14 protein-coding genes are annotated in these 14,707 nt (G+C 60.8%); 9 read left to right on the forward strand and 5 right to left on the reverse strand.

All coding sequences use genetic code 11. The annotated features are described in order from the left end of the window. Positions 1-75 precede the first annotated feature (75 nt). On the forward strand, positions 76-1,041 hold the full coding sequence (locus tag KVQ82_RS02390) for a GlxA family transcriptional regulator (RefSeq protein WP_222017842.1): 966 nt from the start codon (positions 76-78) through the stop codon (positions 1,039-1,041). Positions 1,042-1,181: 140 nt separating this feature from the next. Here KVQ82_RS02390 and KVQ82_RS02395 read toward each other — a convergent pair whose 3' ends face one another. Both KVQ82_RS02395 and KVQ82_RS02400 read right to left on the reverse strand, forming a co-directional pair. Beyond that, positions 1,182-3,593, reverse strand: a complete 2,412-nt coding sequence (locus KVQ82_RS02395) for a penicillin acylase family protein (RefSeq protein WP_222017844.1) — start codon at positions 3,591-3,593, stop codon at positions 1,182-1,184. 102 nt (positions 3,594-3,695) lie between these two features. Further along, on the reverse strand, positions 3,696-4,274 hold the full coding sequence (locus tag KVQ82_RS02400; RefSeq protein ID WP_041072135.1) for a DUF6436 domain-containing protein: 579 nt from the start codon (positions 4,272-4,274) through the stop codon (positions 3,696-3,698). A gap of 99 nt (positions 4,275-4,373) precedes the next feature. Between KVQ82_RS02400 and KVQ82_RS02405 the strand changes: the two genes are divergently transcribed. Next, positions 4,374-5,321 carry an alpha/beta hydrolase gene (locus KVQ82_RS02405; protein ID WP_222017846.1) on the forward strand — a complete coding sequence of 316 codons (948 nt, stop codon included), beginning with the start codon at positions 4,374-4,376 and terminating at the stop codon, positions 5,319-5,321. A 129-nt stretch (positions 5,322-5,450) separates the two neighbouring features. Here KVQ82_RS02405 and KVQ82_RS02410 read toward each other — a convergent pair whose 3' ends face one another. Then, positions 5,451-6,203, reverse strand: a complete 753-nt coding sequence (locus tag KVQ82_RS02410; protein ID WP_198759714.1) for a DUF2059 domain-containing protein — start codon at positions 6,201-6,203, stop codon at positions 5,451-5,453. A 108-nt stretch (positions 6,204-6,311) separates the two neighbouring features. Here KVQ82_RS02410 and KVQ82_RS02415 point away from each other — a divergent pair, with 108 nt between their 5' ends. Both KVQ82_RS02415 and KVQ82_RS02420 read left to right on the forward strand, forming a co-directional pair. Continuing rightward, complete coding sequence (locus KVQ82_RS02415) at positions 6,312-6,944, forward strand: 2OG-Fe(II) oxygenase (protein ID WP_041072141.1); 633 nt, start codon at positions 6,312-6,314, stop codon at positions 6,942-6,944. Between the two features lies 1 nt (position 6,945). Then, the gene (locus tag KVQ82_RS02420) at positions 6,946-7,431 is read left to right on the forward strand and encodes a DUF523 domain-containing protein (RefSeq protein WP_222017848.1); all 486 of its coding nucleotides are present in this window, start codon (positions 6,946-6,948) and stop codon (positions 7,429-7,431) included. A gap of 101 nt (positions 7,432-7,532) precedes the next feature. Here KVQ82_RS02420 and KVQ82_RS02425 read toward each other — a convergent pair whose 3' ends face one another. Further along, positions 7,533-8,096, reverse strand: a complete 564-nt coding sequence (locus tag KVQ82_RS02425; RefSeq protein ID WP_041072145.1) for a transporter substrate-binding domain-containing protein — start codon at positions 8,094-8,096, stop codon at positions 7,533-7,535. A 135-nt stretch (positions 8,097-8,231) separates the two neighbouring features. Here KVQ82_RS02425 and KVQ82_RS02430 point away from each other — a divergent pair, with 135 nt between their 5' ends. Then, positions 8,232-8,657 carry a DUF4399 domain-containing protein gene (locus tag KVQ82_RS02430; protein ID WP_041072147.1) on the forward strand — a complete coding sequence of 142 codons (426 nt, stop codon included), beginning with the start codon at positions 8,232-8,234 and terminating at the stop codon, positions 8,655-8,657. A gap of 62 nt (positions 8,658-8,719) precedes the next feature. Here KVQ82_RS02430 and serA read toward each other — a convergent pair whose 3' ends face one another. Beyond that, complete coding sequence (gene serA / locus KVQ82_RS02435) at positions 8,720-9,949, reverse strand: phosphoglycerate dehydrogenase (protein ID WP_003229219.1); 1,230 nt, start codon at positions 9,947-9,949, stop codon at positions 8,720-8,722. Between the two features lie 206 nt (positions 9,950-10,155). Between serA and KVQ82_RS02440 the strand changes: the two genes are divergently transcribed. From KVQ82_RS02440 to KVQ82_RS02455, 4 genes are all read left to right on the forward strand, one after another. After that, positions 10,156-11,550, forward strand: coding sequence for an FAD-binding oxidoreductase (locus KVQ82_RS02440; protein WP_121182511.1), 1,395 nt, complete (start codon positions 10,156-10,158; stop codon positions 11,548-11,550). Between the two features lie 39 nt (positions 11,551-11,589). Next, complete coding sequence (locus KVQ82_RS02445) at positions 11,590-12,255, forward strand: fumarylacetoacetate hydrolase family protein (protein ID WP_222017850.1); 666 nt, start codon at positions 11,590-11,592, stop codon at positions 12,253-12,255. Between the two features lie 299 nt (positions 12,256-12,554). Further along, complete coding sequence (locus KVQ82_RS02450) at positions 12,555-13,478, forward strand: SdiA-regulated domain-containing protein (protein ID WP_222017852.1); 924 nt, start codon at positions 12,555-12,557, stop codon at positions 13,476-13,478. Positions 13,479-13,672: 194 nt separating this feature from the next. After that, entirely contained in the window at positions 13,673-14,590 is a 918-nt protein-coding gene (locus KVQ82_RS02455; RefSeq protein ID WP_222017854.1) for an SdiA-regulated domain-containing protein, read from the forward strand. The last annotated feature ends 117 nt before the right edge of the window (positions 14,591-14,707 follow it).

Genomic DNA, 14,707 nt, shown 5'->3' on the forward strand with positions numbered 1-14,707 from the left:
GCAGTGAGGATCTACGACTGCTGCGCAGTCCATCGGGGATGAATCCCCTCGCCACAAAGATCCCCAAGGAGGCTTATGAACAGAACCATCGCCATCGTGGTGTTTCCCGGCGTGCAGGCGCTGGATGTCAGCGGGCCGATGGATGTGTTTGCCGAGGCCAATCGTTTTCTGCCCCCCGAGGATCACTATCGGCTGGAGGTGATCGGCGTCGAACGCGGGCCGATGGCTTGCTCCAATGGCCTGAACCTCAGCGCTCACCGGCACTTCAGCGAGGCGCTCGACGCCTGGGACTTGCTGCTGGTCGCCGGCGGCCCGCAGTTACCGTTTCTGGATTTCGGCAAAGGCTTCGACACCTGGCTGCGCGAGGCTTGTGCCCGTGCGCGGCGTTTTGGCTCGATCTGCAACGGCGCGTTCATGCTGGCGCGGGCGGGGCTGCTGGACGGGCGAACGGTGACCACTCACTGGAACGATGCCCAAGCGCTGGCGCAATTGTGTCCATCGGCGCGGGTCGAAGCCGATCGCCTGTATGTCGAGGACGGTGCGCTCTATACCTCGGCCGGGGTGACGGCGGGGATCGATCTGTCGCTGTACCTGTTGGCCCGCGATCACGGCGCTGACGTGGCGCTGAGCGTGGCCAAACGGCTGGTGGTGTTCACTCAGCGCTCGGGCGGGCAATCGCAGTTCAGCCCGTTCCTCACACCGCATGCGGAGTCGACGTCAGCGGTGGCGATGGTGCAGTTGTATGTGCTGGCCAACCTCACCGGGGATTTGACGATTGCCGATCTGGCGAACGCGGCGAACATGAGTGCGCGCAACTTCTCCCGGGTGTTCGCCCGTGAGGCTCGGGTCACCCCGGCAGAGTTCGTCGAAAGTGCGCGAGTGGATGCGGCGCGGGTGCTGCTGGAAAGCACCACGGCACCGCTGAAGACCGTGGCCTATCAGTGCGGGTTTCGCGATGCGCAGCACATGCGCAGTGTGTTCAATCGCCGGTTGGGGGTGACGCCGCAGCAGTTTCGGCTGAATTTTGCGTTGATGCTCTGAAGGTCTCTTGTGTTCTTAAGGGCCCCATCGCTGGCAAGCCAGCTCCCACAGGATTTTCAGTGAAGACAGATTATGTGAACACCCGAGAAACCTGTGGGAGCTGGCTTGCCAGCGATGGGGCCAGACCAGCCAGCACAAATCTATTGCGCAGCCCGCGCCGGCAACAGCTTCAACGTACTGCGCGTATTGGCCGTCACCTCTTCCTCGCTGAAATGCGCCTGCACATACATCCCCTCGACGTACTCTTCAGCCTGATCGTCATAGTGGCTGTCGAACGGCACGCCGCTCTGGCCGACCGGGTTGATGGTCAGGCTGTGTGCCGGGTCGGCGAAGTCCACCAGTCGCCGCGTCGAAGGCCCGTAAGTCACTGGCCATGGCGCCGGGCCAAGCTTGGCCGAGAGGTTGTTCGGCACTTCGTGGCTGCCCGGCGCAGCGAACGGCCCGACATTGACGATCCGGTCCAGCGGCTTCTGCTGACCCAACGGATGGCCATGGGTCAGGGTGTGCGCCGTGCCCCATTGCCAGCCCGACGGATTGTCGCCGAGGGTCTGTTTCAGGTGTGCGATGCTCGCCTGCCACGCCGCTTTGACGATGTCGGCGCGAGTCTCCTTGTTCGGCGTGGTGCGGTTGTCCCACCACGGTGAATCGGCGTTCGCCGCCAGGCGCGGCAGGGCGGCGTCGATCACCCGGGTCGAGAGCAGTGTTTCGAAGAAGTCGTTGCCCAACTCATCGCGCATCGCCGCATCGGCGAGGTCGTAGAGGAACTGGTTGAACACGGTGGCGCTCACCGAATCCAGCGGATAGTCGCCTTGCCACTGCGCCAGTTGCTCGACCAGTTTCAGTTGCGCCGGATCGCTCACCACTTCACGCAGCACCGGCAGCAATGGCGCCAGGGTACGCGGGCCATAACCGGTGGTGGTGCCCAGTTGCAGCTGCTGGTTGGCCTCGTTGCTCCATTTCACGTTCTTGTCACTGAGCTGGCGATTGAGCTGCTGGCCGCGATCAGCGAGGTTGTAGTAACCGGGAATCTCCATCCCGGTCGGCGACAGCGGCTGAAAGTTGGCCGAGACGATGTAGCCGCGCGCCGGATTTTCTTCCTGCGGGTTGGCGCTGAACGGGTAGTAACCATCCTTGTCCGCCTGATTGCCGCTGCCGTCGAGAATGAACTCCGGTCTGACCCCGGCCGGGCGTTTGGGCAACAGCGCCGAAGCCCACCAGGCGATGTCACCCTTAGCGTTGGCGTAAACGATGTTCAGCCCCGGCGCCTGCACCTTCGCCGCCGCAGCGCGGGCCTTGGCCAGGGTGTCGGCGCGGTTGAGCTGGTAGAAGCCTTCGAGGATCGGGTTCGGTGTTTCGAGAAACGCCCACCACATGGCGATCGGTGTCTTGCCGGCGGCAGTGCCGAGCGCATCGTTGACGATCGGGCCATGGGGCGACTGGCGCAAGGTCAGCGTCACCGGCGCCTGGCCCTTCACCGCGATCTGCTGCTCGGTGCTGAGCAGATCGCTCCACTGGCCGTGGTACCAGACTTGATTCGGGTTGTCCGGGTTGACCTTCTCGGCGATCAGATCCAGATCGTCGTTCTGGAACATGGTCAGGCTCCAGCCGAAATCCAGGTTGTGCCCCAGGAACGCGAACGGCACCAGCGCCTGATGATGGCCGTAAAGCTCAAACCCCGGCGCCGACAGTTGTGCTTCGTACCACACCGAAGGCACCGAGAAACGAATGTGCGGGTCGCCGGCCAGCAGCGGTTTGCCGCTCTGGCTGCGACTGCCGGCAATCACCCAGGCATTGCTGCCTTCGAATTGCGGCAGGCCGTTTTCAATCAGCGCCTGCTCGCTGAGGCGGGCGAGAGCGTTGAGGTCTTTCCAGTCGTCGGCGGCAAGGGTCGGCGTCTTCTTGGCGTGACCTTTGGCGAGCACGCCTTGGGGCTGCCAGTCGAGGTCGAAGACGTTGAGGTAATCGGCGCCGAGTTGGTCGCGCACGTAGGTCAGCAGCGGTTCGGTGCGAAACGCGGCGGCAAAGCTGTAGGCCATGTAACCGGCGACGCTGATGCTGTCTTCGGCGGTGAACGGCCGCTTGGGGATGCCCAGCACGTCGAACTCGATCGGCGCAGCGTGGCTGTCCTGATACTGGTTGATGCCGTCCAGATAAGCTTGCAGGGCCTTCCACGCCGGTGACTGCTTATCGAGACTGGCGACATAACGGGCGGCGCGTTCGCGGATGCGCAGGCTGCGGAACAGTTTGTCGGTGTCGAGCAGCTTCGGCCCGAGCACTTCGGCCAGCTCGCCGCGGGCGAGGCGGCGCATGGCTTCCATCTGGAACAGGCGATCTTGAGCGTGCACGTAGCCGAGGGCGCGATACAGATCGATTTCGTTCTCGGCACGGATGTGCGGCACCCCGCGTTCGTCGTAACGCACGGTCACCGAACCCTGCAGGTTGCGCAGCTCCACCTGGCCCTGACGCGTCGGTTGCTTGCTGTAGAGGTAGGCGCCGACGCTGGCGAGCAGGACAACGATGAGCAAGGCAAGAACGGTGAAGACGCGTTTCATGGTGACTCCTTGTGCATGCGGGATTGCCGCCCGTCGGGCTGCAAACAATTAGCACAGACCTTCCGTGCCGTGCATCGCTGTCCTCGAAAAGTCCGGAATGCCTTACTGCACCACCACCGGCCAAGGGCAGTAACAACCGACCGCCAGGGTGTGGGTGGCGTTGACCGGTCGATCATCCATCAGCGCGTTGAGGATCGGTTCAATAAAGCTGTTGCTGGAGTTGCAGGTCAGGCCTTCACTGTAGGGGCCGAAGTACGCCAGTTTGCCGCTGCGGTCCCAGATCGCCACGGCGGGGCTGGCCGGTACCTGCTCGGAACCGGGCAACACCGTGATGTTTTTCAGATTGCTCAGGGTCGCGGGCAACTGGCCGTGGCTGCCAGCTTTTTGCACGGCGAAGAATTCCACACCGCGCGGACCGAACTGCTCGACCATTTCCGTCAGGTGCTGTTGATTGCCGACGTTGCATGGGCAGGCCGGATCCCAGAAGTGCACGAGGCGGATTTTGCCGGGACCGGCCAGTTCATCTGGCAGGCGCAGCGAATCACCGGAAAACACCGCGGTGTGCTGACTGAACGCACGCAGATAGCGCCCTTGAAACCAGTCATACGCCGCCCACAGCACTCCGGCACACACAAGCGCGAGCAGGCTGGCAAACAGTGCGGTGCGGTAGGGCGAGCGCATGGTTTTTCGATCCTCGAAGGGGGGCTAGCTTGCCATGCTTGCCGCAACAGATGAATATCGCAGGCCGATAAAGTATGTTTACCGCTTTGGAATACCCGCATGCCTGACACTTTCGATGCCGATCATTTACGCGCCAGCCTCAAGCCTTTGGCCCAGTGGCAGCCGTTGTCGGATGAGGCGAAAGCGTATCAGCGGTTTTATAAAACCGACTTCCCCGAGCGCGATGTCTGGCGCGGCATGGGCCGGTTCGAAGTGGACGGGTATGAGCTGGTCAGCCATTGCTGGTGGCCGGAGAAGGTCAAGGGCACGCTGTTTCTGCTGCACGGTTTTTACGATCACACCGGGCTGTATCGGCATGTGATCGAGTGGGCACTGGATCAGGATTTTGCTGTTATTGCCTGCGACTTGCCGGGGCATGGTTTGTCGAGTGGGCCGCGGGCGAGCATCCGTGATTTCTCTGAATATCAGGACGCCTTGCAGGCGCTGTTCGCCGAAGCCGGTTCGATTGCCCTGCCGCAACCCTGGCACCTGTGCGGGCAAAGCACCGGCGGCGCGATCGTCGTCGACCATGTACTCAATCATGGCGAGGGCAGCCCGGCGCAAGGCCATTTGATTCTGTTGGCGCCGCTGGTACGTCCGCGCGCCTGGGGCTGGTCGCAGCTCAGTTATTACCTGCTCAGACCTTTCGTGCGAGGCATCGCCCGGCGCTTCAGCGAGAACTCCAACGACCCGGATTTCCTGCCGTTTCTGCAAGCCGACCCGTTGCAGCCAAAGCGCTTGCCGACCGCGTGGGTCGGTGCACTGTCGCGCTGGATCATCCGCGTCGAACACGCGAAAAAAAGTCCGCGACGGCCGCTGATCATTCAAGGGCAGGCGGACATGACCGTGGACTGGCAGCACAACTTGCAGGTGCTGAAGTGGAAATTCGACCGGCCGCAGATTCTGTTGCTGCCAGAGGCGCGGCATCATCTGGCGAATGAGACGCTGGAGATGCGCGAGGAGTATTTCGAGTTTCTGAACAAGCGGATCAGGGGGCGGAATCTCTAGGGGATTTGCTGGCCTCATCGCTGGCAAGCCAGCTCCCACAGGTTTTCCGGCGTTCACAAACTCTGTATTAGATGAAAATCCTTGTGGGAGCTGGCTTGCCAGCGATGGCGGTCTGAAAGGCGATAAAGATTACTGGCCAAGGTTCGAGGAGCTTTGCCCCACCGCCAACCCCGCCCGGATCGCTGCCAGCGCCGCCTGGTAATACGCCTTGCCCTCAGTGGATTCGGCAAAAGTCGCGAACTGCTCCAGTTCATCATCCGACAGATCGCGATAAACGTAGAGCAGCGTGTTGTTCAAATCGGCGCCGATCTGCTCCATCAGGCGCTGGCGCTGACCGTTCAACATGCCTTGCGCCTGACCGCCGCCGAGCAGGCCGGGGATCATCGAACTCAGGCTGTCCGCCGCCACGCCGGCAATCGCCAGACTGACTTCGGCGCCGGCCTCGCGCGCCGGCAGGGCTTGCGCCAGATGGCCGATGATCAGCAGACGGCTGTCGCTGACCTGCATCTTCGGCAAGCCTTTGGCGTTCTTCGCCAGTTGATCGCGACGGGTGGCGAGCAATTCAGCGGCGACGATTTTCTTGCCCAGCGGCGATTGAAAAAAGGTCAGCGCCGGTTGTGGATCGGCAAGGTGCTGGCGCAGCTGCGCTTCGGCACGCTGATCCATGGCCTGGGGGGCGAAGCGCTGGTTGCTGTTATTGACCAGGGCCTGGAACACCGCCGGTGGCAGGTTGTTCTGGTAGCGCTGCTGTGCGGCGCTCAGGGCATCGTTGAAATGCGCACGTTGATCTGGCCAGCCGGCGATCTTGTACAGCTGATCGTGGCCGTCCGCCCAGGCGGGCAAAACGCAGAACATCAACAGTGAAAAAAGCAAACGGCGCATAGGGACTCCTGTCAGCAGCGGACTATTCTCCGTGCGGTGCCGGTACTTGTCGAGAATTCGTATCAAGCCGCCGCGTGGCTCTGTCGGATTTCCTGCCGCCGGCATACTATGCGCGCCATGCAAATATCCTCTGAACACCCGCTGCTGTTACGCATCGTCGACGACCTGGCCGAGCATGGCTGGTCGCAGCAGAACATTTTCCTGCCCGCGGGTTTGACCCGTGAGCTGGCGGCCGAGTGCCGCAAACGTGAGGCCGAGGGCGAACTGGCGCCGGCGGCGGTAGGCCGTGGGCCGTTTTCGGAGATTCGCGAGGGCATTCGTGGCGACCACATCCAGTGGATCGACCCGGGCCAGGCCGAGGCCAGCGACCGTTATCTGAATCTGATGGAGAGTCTGCGCGAGGCGCTCAATCGCGGGTTGTTCCTCGGGCTTGAGGATTTCGAGTGCCACTTCGCCCTGTATCCGCCGGGCGCGTTCTACCGCAAGCACGTCGACCGTTTTCGCGACGATGACCGGCGCATGGTCTCAGCGGTGGTCTACCTCAATGACGCCTGGCTGCCGGAAGACGGCGGTCAGTTGCGCATGTACCTGAGCGAGGACCGGGTGCATGACGTGCAACCCACAGGCGGCTGCCTGGTGGTGTTCCTCTCTGGCGAAGTACCGCATGAAGTGTTGCCGGCGCAGCGCGAGCGCCTGTCGCTGACCGGCTGGTTTCGTCGCCGTGGCAACGAGCCGTTCTGAGATGCAGAAGATTCTGGTCAGCCGTTGCCTGTTGGGCCACCGCGTGCGTTACGACGGCGGGGCCAGCGGGCCGTTCGATCTGCTCGAACAGTGGATCGCCGAAGGCCGTGTAGTGCCGCTGTGTCCGGAAGTGGCCGGTGGTTTGCCGACCCCGCGTGCCGCGGCGGAAATCCCGGGCGGGCAGGGCACCGACGTGCTCGATGGCAAGGCGGCGGTGATCACCACCGAAGGCGAGGACGTCAGCGCGCAGTTTCTCGACGGCGCGCGGCAGGCGCTGGCACTGGTACAAAAGCATGGCATCCGCGTCGCGGTGCTCAAGGCCAACAGCCCTTCCTGCGGGAATCTGCTGACTTATGACGGGACGTTCAGTGGGGTGAAGGTCTCGGGAGAAGGCGTGACGGCTGCGCTGCTCAAACGCCATGGGGTTCAAGTCTTCAGTGAACTCGAACTTTCTCAGGCCTCCATGGCCCTGGCCCACCTCGACTAAAAGCCCACCACAAACCCCCTGTAGGAGCTGTCGAGTGAAACGAGGCTGCGATCTCTTGATCTTCAAAATCAAGATCAAAAGATCGCAGCCTGCGGCAGCTCCTACGGTTCGGTGAACCACTTCGCGGACAACGCCGCCAACCGCCCATCGGCCTTGATCCGCTGCAACGCACCTTCCAGGCTGGCGTGAAATGCCGGATTACCCTTCTGAAACGGAATCGCCAGCTCCACCGGGGTCGCTTTCGGCTTCTCTTCGGTCAGCGCCTGCACCAGCACCATTGGCCGTGGCTGCTCATCTTTCTTCGCCCATAGTTGCGAGTCGACCTTGCCGTAAGGCTCGCTGAAGTCGAAACGATCCTTGAGTTCAGGTGTCAGTGCTATGTGGTTGAGCGCGACGTCGTACTTGCCGCTTTCAACGCCCTGGAGCAGGTCGGCTTCGTCGGTGACGATGAAGTCGGCGCGTACATCCAGCTCGTTGGCCAGCAGTTGCCCAAGCTCGACCTCGAACCCCGTGAGTGTGTCGCCATCCTTGAAATTGAAGGGCGGTGTATTAGCCTCAAGGGCAATGCGCAACTCGCCACGGTCGTTGACGTCATCAATCAGTTCGGCGTGAGCCAGAGGGCTCAGAAGGGGTAGCAGGCAGATCAGGCCAGGCAGAAGGCGCATGGTCACTCCTTTGAAATCATTATTGCGATGCTCTGAGTCAGGCTCGCTTTGCTATGGTTGTCGAGTGCCTTCGACAACGAATGGTCATGAAGTTGTCATGACCGCGCGGATTTTACGGAAAAACTGGAGAAGAGAATGAAAACGTTTATGTCACGAGCAGCCTTGGCTGGCCTGTTGATGGGTGTTTCAGTGCTGGCCAGTGCAGCGACCCCGGCGCCTAAAGGTGCCGAAGTGTTCATCGTTTCTCCCGAAGACGGGGCCACGGTTTCTCAGGAGTTCAAGGTCAAGTTCGGGGTCAAGGACGTTGCGCTGGCACCGGCCGGTGACGTTACCAAAAACACCGGTCACCATCACCTGCTGATCGACGTCGACCAAATGCCGGCGGCGGGCGCACCGATTCCGAATGACGCCAATCACATGCACTTCGGCAAGGCGCAGACCGAGGCCACGATCAAACTGGCCCCGGGCAAGCACACCTTGCAGCTGGAACTGGGCGACAGCGGCCACATGCCGTTCGATCCGCCAATCGTCTCGAAGAAAATCACCGTCAACGTCAAATAAGTTTCCGGCGGTGCATGAAAAAGGGAGCCCGAAGGCTCCCTTTTTCATTGCTCGGCGTTCGATCAGAACAGCACGCGGCTACGGATGGTGCCGTTGACGTGTTGCAGCTTCTCTTGCGCCAGCTCCGAGTACTCGGCGTCGACGTCGATCACCACGTAACCGACTTTCTCGTTGGTCTGCAGGAACTGACCGGAGATGTTGATGCCGTTTTCGGCGAAGACCTTGTTGATCTCGCTCATCACACCCGGAATGTTCTCGTGGATGTGCAGCAGACGGTGCTTGCCAGGGTGAGCCGGCAGGGCCACTTCCGGGAAGTTCACCGACGACACCGAAGTACCGTTGTCGCTGTACTTGACCAGTTTCTCCGCCACTTCCAGACCGATGTTGGCCTGGGCTTCGGCAGTCGAACCACCGATGTGCGGGGTCAGGATCACGTTGTCCAGGCCACGCAGCGGGCTTTCGAACTCTTCGTCGTTGGAGCGTGGCTCCACCGGGAACACGTCGATGGCCGCGCCGATCAGGTGCTTGTCCTTGATCGCGTCCGCCAGGGCGTCCAGCTCGACCACGGTACCGCGCGCGGCGTTGATCAGGATGCCGCCCTTCTTGATGGCGCGGATTTCCTTCTCGCCGATCATCCACTGGGTCGCAGCGGTTTCCGGAACGTGCAGGGTAACGATGTCGGACATGCCCAGCAGCTCGTGCAGGTTGCCGACCTGAGTGGCGTTGCCCAGCGGCAGCTTGGTCACGGTGTCGTAGAAGAACACCTGCATCCCTAAGCCTTCCGCCAGAACCGACAGCTGCGTACCGATCGAGCCGTAGCCGACGATGCCGAGTTTCTTGCCACGGATCTCGAAGGAGTTGGCTGCGGACTTGATCCAGCCGCCACGGTGGCAGGACGCGTTTTTCTCAGGGATGCCGCGCAGCAGCAGGATCGCTTCGGCCAGCACCAGTTCCGCGACGGAACGGGTGTTGGAGTACGGCGCGTTGAACACGGCGATACCGCGCTCGCGGGCAGCACTCAGGTCAACCTGGTTGGTGCCGATGCAGAAACAGCCGACCGCGACCAGCTTCTTCGCGTGATCGAAGATCTCTTCGGTCAGTTGGGTGCGCGAACGAATGCCGATGAAGTGAGCATCAGCGATCTTTTCCTTGAGCTCGGCTTCCGGCAAGGAGCCTGTCAGGTATTCGATGCTGGTGTAGCCCGCCGCCTTGAGGACGTCGACAGCCGATTGGTGGACGCCTTCGAGAAGAAGGAACTTGATCTTGCTCTTATCGAGAGAAGTCTTGCTCATCTGCGTAAACCTGTATCCCGGAGAAAAATGGCAGGGAGGGGAGCAGCCTGGAGCTGACCCGCACGGCAAGAAAGCCGTCACCGCAGAACTGGCCTTGGGCACTGGCCTGCGGGGTCGGTATGCTAGCATAGCCACCCCGCGAAACACTCATTCCTGCGACGTGAAGCGTCTTCAGGATGACCATGAATTGTTCGAGAGTTCTGTCGATGACCAATCCTGCCCTGATTGATGAACTGAAGACCCTGGTCGAGCCTGGCAAGGTCCTGACCGACGCCGACTCCCTGAATGCGTACGGCAAGGATTGGACCAAGCACTTCGCGCCCGCGCCGAGCGCCATCGTGTTTCCCAAGACCATCGAGCAGGTGCAGGCCGTCGTCCGCTGGGCCAATACCCACAAAGTGGCGCTGGTGCCGTCGGGCGGGCGCACCGGGCTGTCCGCCGCCGCCGTCGCCGCGAATGGCGAAGTGGTGGTGTCGTTCGACTACATGAACCAGATTCTCGACGTGAACCTTACCGATCGCACCGCCGTGTGCCAGCCCGGCGTGGTCACCGAACACCTGCAAAACGTCGCCGAAGAAAACGGCCTGTATTACCCGGTGGACTTCGCGTCGGCCGGTTCCAGTCAGATTGGCGGCAACATCGGCACCAATGCCGGCGGGATCAAGGTGATTCGCTACGGCATGACCCGTAACTGGGTCGCTGGCCTGAAAGTGGTCACCGGCAAGGGTGATGTGCTGGAGCTGAACAAAGACCTGATCAAGAACGCCACCGGTTACGACCTTCGCCAGTTATTCATTGGTGCCGAGGGCACTTTGGGTTTTGTGGTCGAAGCGACCATGCGTCTGGATCGCGCGCCGAAAAACCTCACCGCGATGGTCCTCGGCACCGCCGACTTCGACTCGATCATGCCGGTGCTTCATGCCTTTCAGGGCAAGCTTGACCTGACCGCGTTCGAATTCTTCTCCGACAAGGCCCTGGCCAAAGTGCTGGGCCGTGGCGACGTACCGGCGCCGTTCGACACCGAGTGCCCGTTCTATGCGTTGCTGGAATTCGAAGCAACCAGCGAAGAAGTGGCCAACACCGCGCTGGAAACCTTCGAACACTGCGTCGAGCAGGGCTGGGTGCTGGACGGCGTGATGAGCCAGAGCGAAACCCAGCTGCACAACCTGTGGAAGTTGCGCGAGTACATCTCCGAGACGATCTCGCACTGGACGCCGTACAAGAACGACATTTCGGTCACCGTGTCGAAAGTCCCGGCATTCCTGCAGGAAATCGACGCGATCGTCGGTGAACATTACCCGGATTTCGAAATTGTCTGGTTCGGCCATATCGGTGACGGCAACCTGCACCTGAACATCCTCAAGCCGGATAACCTGAGCAAGGACGAGTTCTTCGCCAAGTGCGCGACCGTCAACAAGTGGGTGTTCGAAACCGTCGAGAAATACAACGGTTCGATCTCCGCCGAACACGGCGTGGGCATGACCAAGCGCGACTACTTGACGTACAGCCGTTCGCCGGTCGAAATCGAGTACATGAAGGCGGTCAAAGCGGTGTTCGACCCGAACGGCATCATGAACCCGGGCAAGATCTTCGCGGTTTGATTGGCAATCCCCTGAATCAATGAAGGCAGGAGTCGGTAAATGAGCTATCAGCACCAGTACGTCGACGGCACGCGCATTCACTTCCCGATCGGGAAAGTGGTGTGCATTGGCCGTAATTACGCCGAACACGCCAAGGAACTGGACAATCCGGTGCCTACCGAACCGTTGCTGTTCATCAAGCCGGGCAGTTGCGTGGTGCCGCTGGAAGGCGGGTTCAGCATTCCGACCGAGCGCGGCTCGGTGCACTACGAAGCGGAAATCGCCGTGTTGATCGGCAAGCCGCTGTCGACCAAACCGAGCCGCGAAGAAGTGCTGGATGCGATCTCCGGTTTCGCTCCGGCGCTGGATCTGACCCTGCGCGACAAGCAGGCCGAGCTCAAGTCCAAGGGCCTGCCATGGGAAATCGCCAAGTCGTTCGACGGCGCGGCGGTGATCGCGCCGTTCGTGGTCGGCAGCACGTTCCCAGACCTGACCGACATCGGCATTCGCCTGACCATCAACGGTGAAGTGCGTCAGGACGGCAACAGCAGCGCGATGCTCAACCCGATCGTGCCGATGATCCAGCACATGGCCGGCTGCTTTTCGCTGCAGGCCGGCGACGTGATCCTCACCGGCACACCAGTGGGCGTCGGCCCGCTGAACGTCGGCGACGACATCGTGCTGGAACTGGTTGGCGCGAGCCGCTTCAGCAGCAGCGTGTGCTGACCGCGAAACGGTAACACCCTGTGTGCGAGCCTGTTGTGGTGAGGGGATTTATCCCCGATGGCCTGCGCAGCAGTCCCAGTTTTTGGGGCCGCTTCGCAGCCCATCGGGGATAAATCCCCTCACCACAGTGCTCGCTCCCACATTGCTTTGTGGTGCCCGGAAGATGGCTGGCAGCGCACGGCAATCCCGCCATTTGCCGTTTTTTTCACATTCTGTCCGGATAATTCCTCTCATTCTGGCGTCTGAGCCGGCCTCTTTGTGCTATTACCCATAGCCTGAATTTTCGGAACGCGTCCCTGATGTCAGCTCAAACACAGCTCAATCCTCCTCGTCGCTCACGTTTTGCCCTGCGCTGGTATGTCTGGCTGTTGCTGGTGCTTGCCGCCGCGTATGGCCTGGCGTTTGCCATGCATTGGGACGACCGTGGCCTGCTCTGGTTGCGCGAGCGTTTCGAAAGCCAGGCCGAGCAAAAAGCGAGCATCTGGTTGCCGGACTATCGTGTGGTCATCGACGGCAAACTGCTGCCGGGCATGGAAAAGGACGAGGCCTCTGACCTGTCCTACAACCCGCAGACCAAAACCCTGTTTTCAGTGATGGGCAAGAACCCGTTTTTGGTCGAACTGACCCTGCAGGGTGATGTGCTACGCAAGATGCCGCTGGTGGGCTGGAGCAATCCGGAAGGCGTGACCGTGTTGGAAAACGGCCTGATGGCGATCGTCGATGAGCGCGACCATCTGCTGACCATCGTCAAGGTCGATGCCAATACCCGCGAACTGAATATCGCCGATTTCCCGAAATACGACCTCGGTCCGTCGAAAAACCAGAACAAGGCATTTGAGGCAATCACCTGGGATCCGCGCAACCAGCAGTTGCTGCTGGGCGAAGAGCGGCCGCCGGCGCTGTTCACCTGGAAAAGCGACGGCAGCCAGATCCTCAAGGGTGACAAGCAGAAGCTGGTCAATGATGAGTTGGATATCCGCAACCTCTCGGCGCTGGCCATCGACCCGCGTACCGGCCACACCTTGGTGCTGTCCGCTGATTCGCATCTGTTGCTGGAGCTGGACGAGAAGGGCGAGCAAGTCAGCTTCATGACCCTGCTGGGCGGCTTCAACGGTTTGAAGAGCACCATTCCCCGCGCCGAAGGCGTGACCATGGACGACGCGGGTACGCTGTACATGGTCAGTGAGCCGAACCTGTTCTATCGCTTCGAAAAGCAGAAATAACCACCTTTCACTAATCCTCATGTAGGAGCTGCCGCAGGCTGCGATCTTTTGCTTTTGTTTTCAAGATCAAAAGATCGCAGCCTGCGGCAGCTCCTACACAGGGGCGTCTTGTGGCCTGAGGCAAGTGGCCATTAAGCTTCAGTTCAGACAGGCGTGATATTTCATCCGCCTGTTTTGATCCCGAGCCTGCCTGAATGCGTCGACTTGCCCGTCCCAAGCCCCTGTTTGCCATCCTGTCAGTGATTGCCCTGATCGCGTTGATCGCGATCGGCCAATACCTGCGCCTGTTCGAGCGCGCCTGGTTCAACCTGCACAGTGTGTGGCAACCGCTAAGCAGCCAGGCCATCGGTCTGGATCAGTACCGGGTCGAGGTCGAGGCCAGGGTCATCGACGGGCTGAACGACGATGTGTCGGCGTTGACCTACGATCCGCTGCGCAAAAGCCTGTTCACCGTGACCAATAAGCACGCCGAATTGGTCGAGTTGTCGCTCGACGGCAAGCTCCTGCGGCGCATCGCACTGATCGGCTTTGGCGATGCCGAAGCGGTGGAGTTCATCAGTGCCGACACCTATGTGATCACCGACGAGCGAGAGCAACGGCTGATCAAGGTGCATCTTGAGCAGGACACGACCTTCCTCGATGCGGCGGATGCCGAACAGATGACACTTGGCGTGCACATGAGCGGCAACAAGGGCTTCGAGGGCCTTGCGTATGACTCGGTGGGCAAACGCCTGTTCGTGGCCAAGGAGCGCGACCCGATGCTGATTTATGAAGTGCACGGATTTCCGCACTTCAATCCAGAAAAATCCTACGCGGTGCACGTGATCAATAATCCCAAGCGCGATGCGGGGATGTTCGTGCGCGATCTGTCGAGCCTGCAATACGACGAGCGCAGCGGCCATTTGTTGGCGCTGTCCGACGAGTCGGGGCTGATTCTGGAACTGGATGTTGATGGACGTCCGCTGAGCACCTTGTCGCTGAACAAGGGCCGGCAGGGTTTGCACAAGAGCGTGCCGCAAGCCGAAGGCATGGCGATGGATGATGACGGAACGTTGTATCTGGTGAGTGAGCCGAATCTGTTTTACGTCTTCAAGAAACCTGCACAGCCTTAACTAACACCACAAAACACTGTGGGAGCTGGCTTGCCAGCGATGGCGGCCTGTCAGTCAACATTGTTGTTGAATCTGACGGCCTCATCGCTGGCAAGCCAGCTCCCACAGGTTTACTCG

Source organism: Pseudomonas sp. AO-1, assembly GCF_019775695.1.
Taxonomy (GTDB): domain Bacteria; phylum Pseudomonadota; class Gammaproteobacteria; order Pseudomonadales; family Pseudomonadaceae; genus Aquipseudomonas; species Aquipseudomonas parakoreensis.

Coding starts and splice junctions, on each gene's coding strand:
- KVQ82_RS02390 (WP_222017842.1), top strand. CDS start 76: ATGAACAGAACCATCGCCATCGTGGTGTTTCCCGGCGTGCAGGCGCTG.
- KVQ82_RS02395 (WP_222017844.1), bottom strand. CDS start 3,593: ATGAAACGCGTCTTCACCGTTCTTGCCTTGCTCATCGTTGTCCTGCTC.
- KVQ82_RS02400 (WP_041072135.1), bottom strand. CDS start 4,274: ATGCGCTCGCCCTACCGCACCGCACTGTTTGCCAGCCTGCTCGCGCTT.
- KVQ82_RS02405 (WP_222017846.1), top strand. CDS start 4,374: ATGCCTGACACTTTCGATGCCGATCATTTACGCGCCAGCCTCAAGCCT.
- KVQ82_RS02410 (WP_198759714.1), bottom strand. CDS start 6,203: ATGCGCCGTTTGCTTTTTTCACTGTTGATGTTCTGCGTTTTGCCCGCC.
- KVQ82_RS02415 (WP_041072141.1), top strand. CDS start 6,312: ATGCGCGCCATGCAAATATCCTCTGAACACCCGCTGCTGTTACGCATC.
- KVQ82_RS02420 (WP_222017848.1), top strand. CDS start 6,946: ATGCAGAAGATTCTGGTCAGCCGTTGCCTGTTGGGCCACCGCGTGCGT.
- KVQ82_RS02425 (WP_041072145.1), bottom strand. CDS start 8,096: ATGCGCCTTCTGCCTGGCCTGATCTGCCTGCTACCCCTTCTGAGCCCT.
- KVQ82_RS02430 (WP_041072147.1), top strand. CDS start 8,232: ATGAAAACGTTTATGTCACGAGCAGCCTTGGCTGGCCTGTTGATGGGT.
- serA (WP_003229219.1), bottom strand. CDS start 9,949: ATGAGCAAGACTTCTCTCGATAAGAGCAAGATCAAGTTCCTTCTTCTC.
- KVQ82_RS02440 (WP_121182511.1), top strand. CDS start 10,156: ATGACCAATCCTGCCCTGATTGATGAACTGAAGACCCTGGTCGAGCCT.
- KVQ82_RS02445 (WP_222017850.1), top strand. CDS start 11,590: ATGAGCTATCAGCACCAGTACGTCGACGGCACGCGCATTCACTTCCCG.
- KVQ82_RS02450 (WP_222017852.1), top strand. CDS start 12,555: ATGTCAGCTCAAACACAGCTCAATCCTCCTCGTCGCTCACGTTTTGCC.
- KVQ82_RS02455 (WP_222017854.1), top strand. CDS start 13,673: ATGCGTCGACTTGCCCGTCCCAAGCCCCTGTTTGCCATCCTGTCAGTG.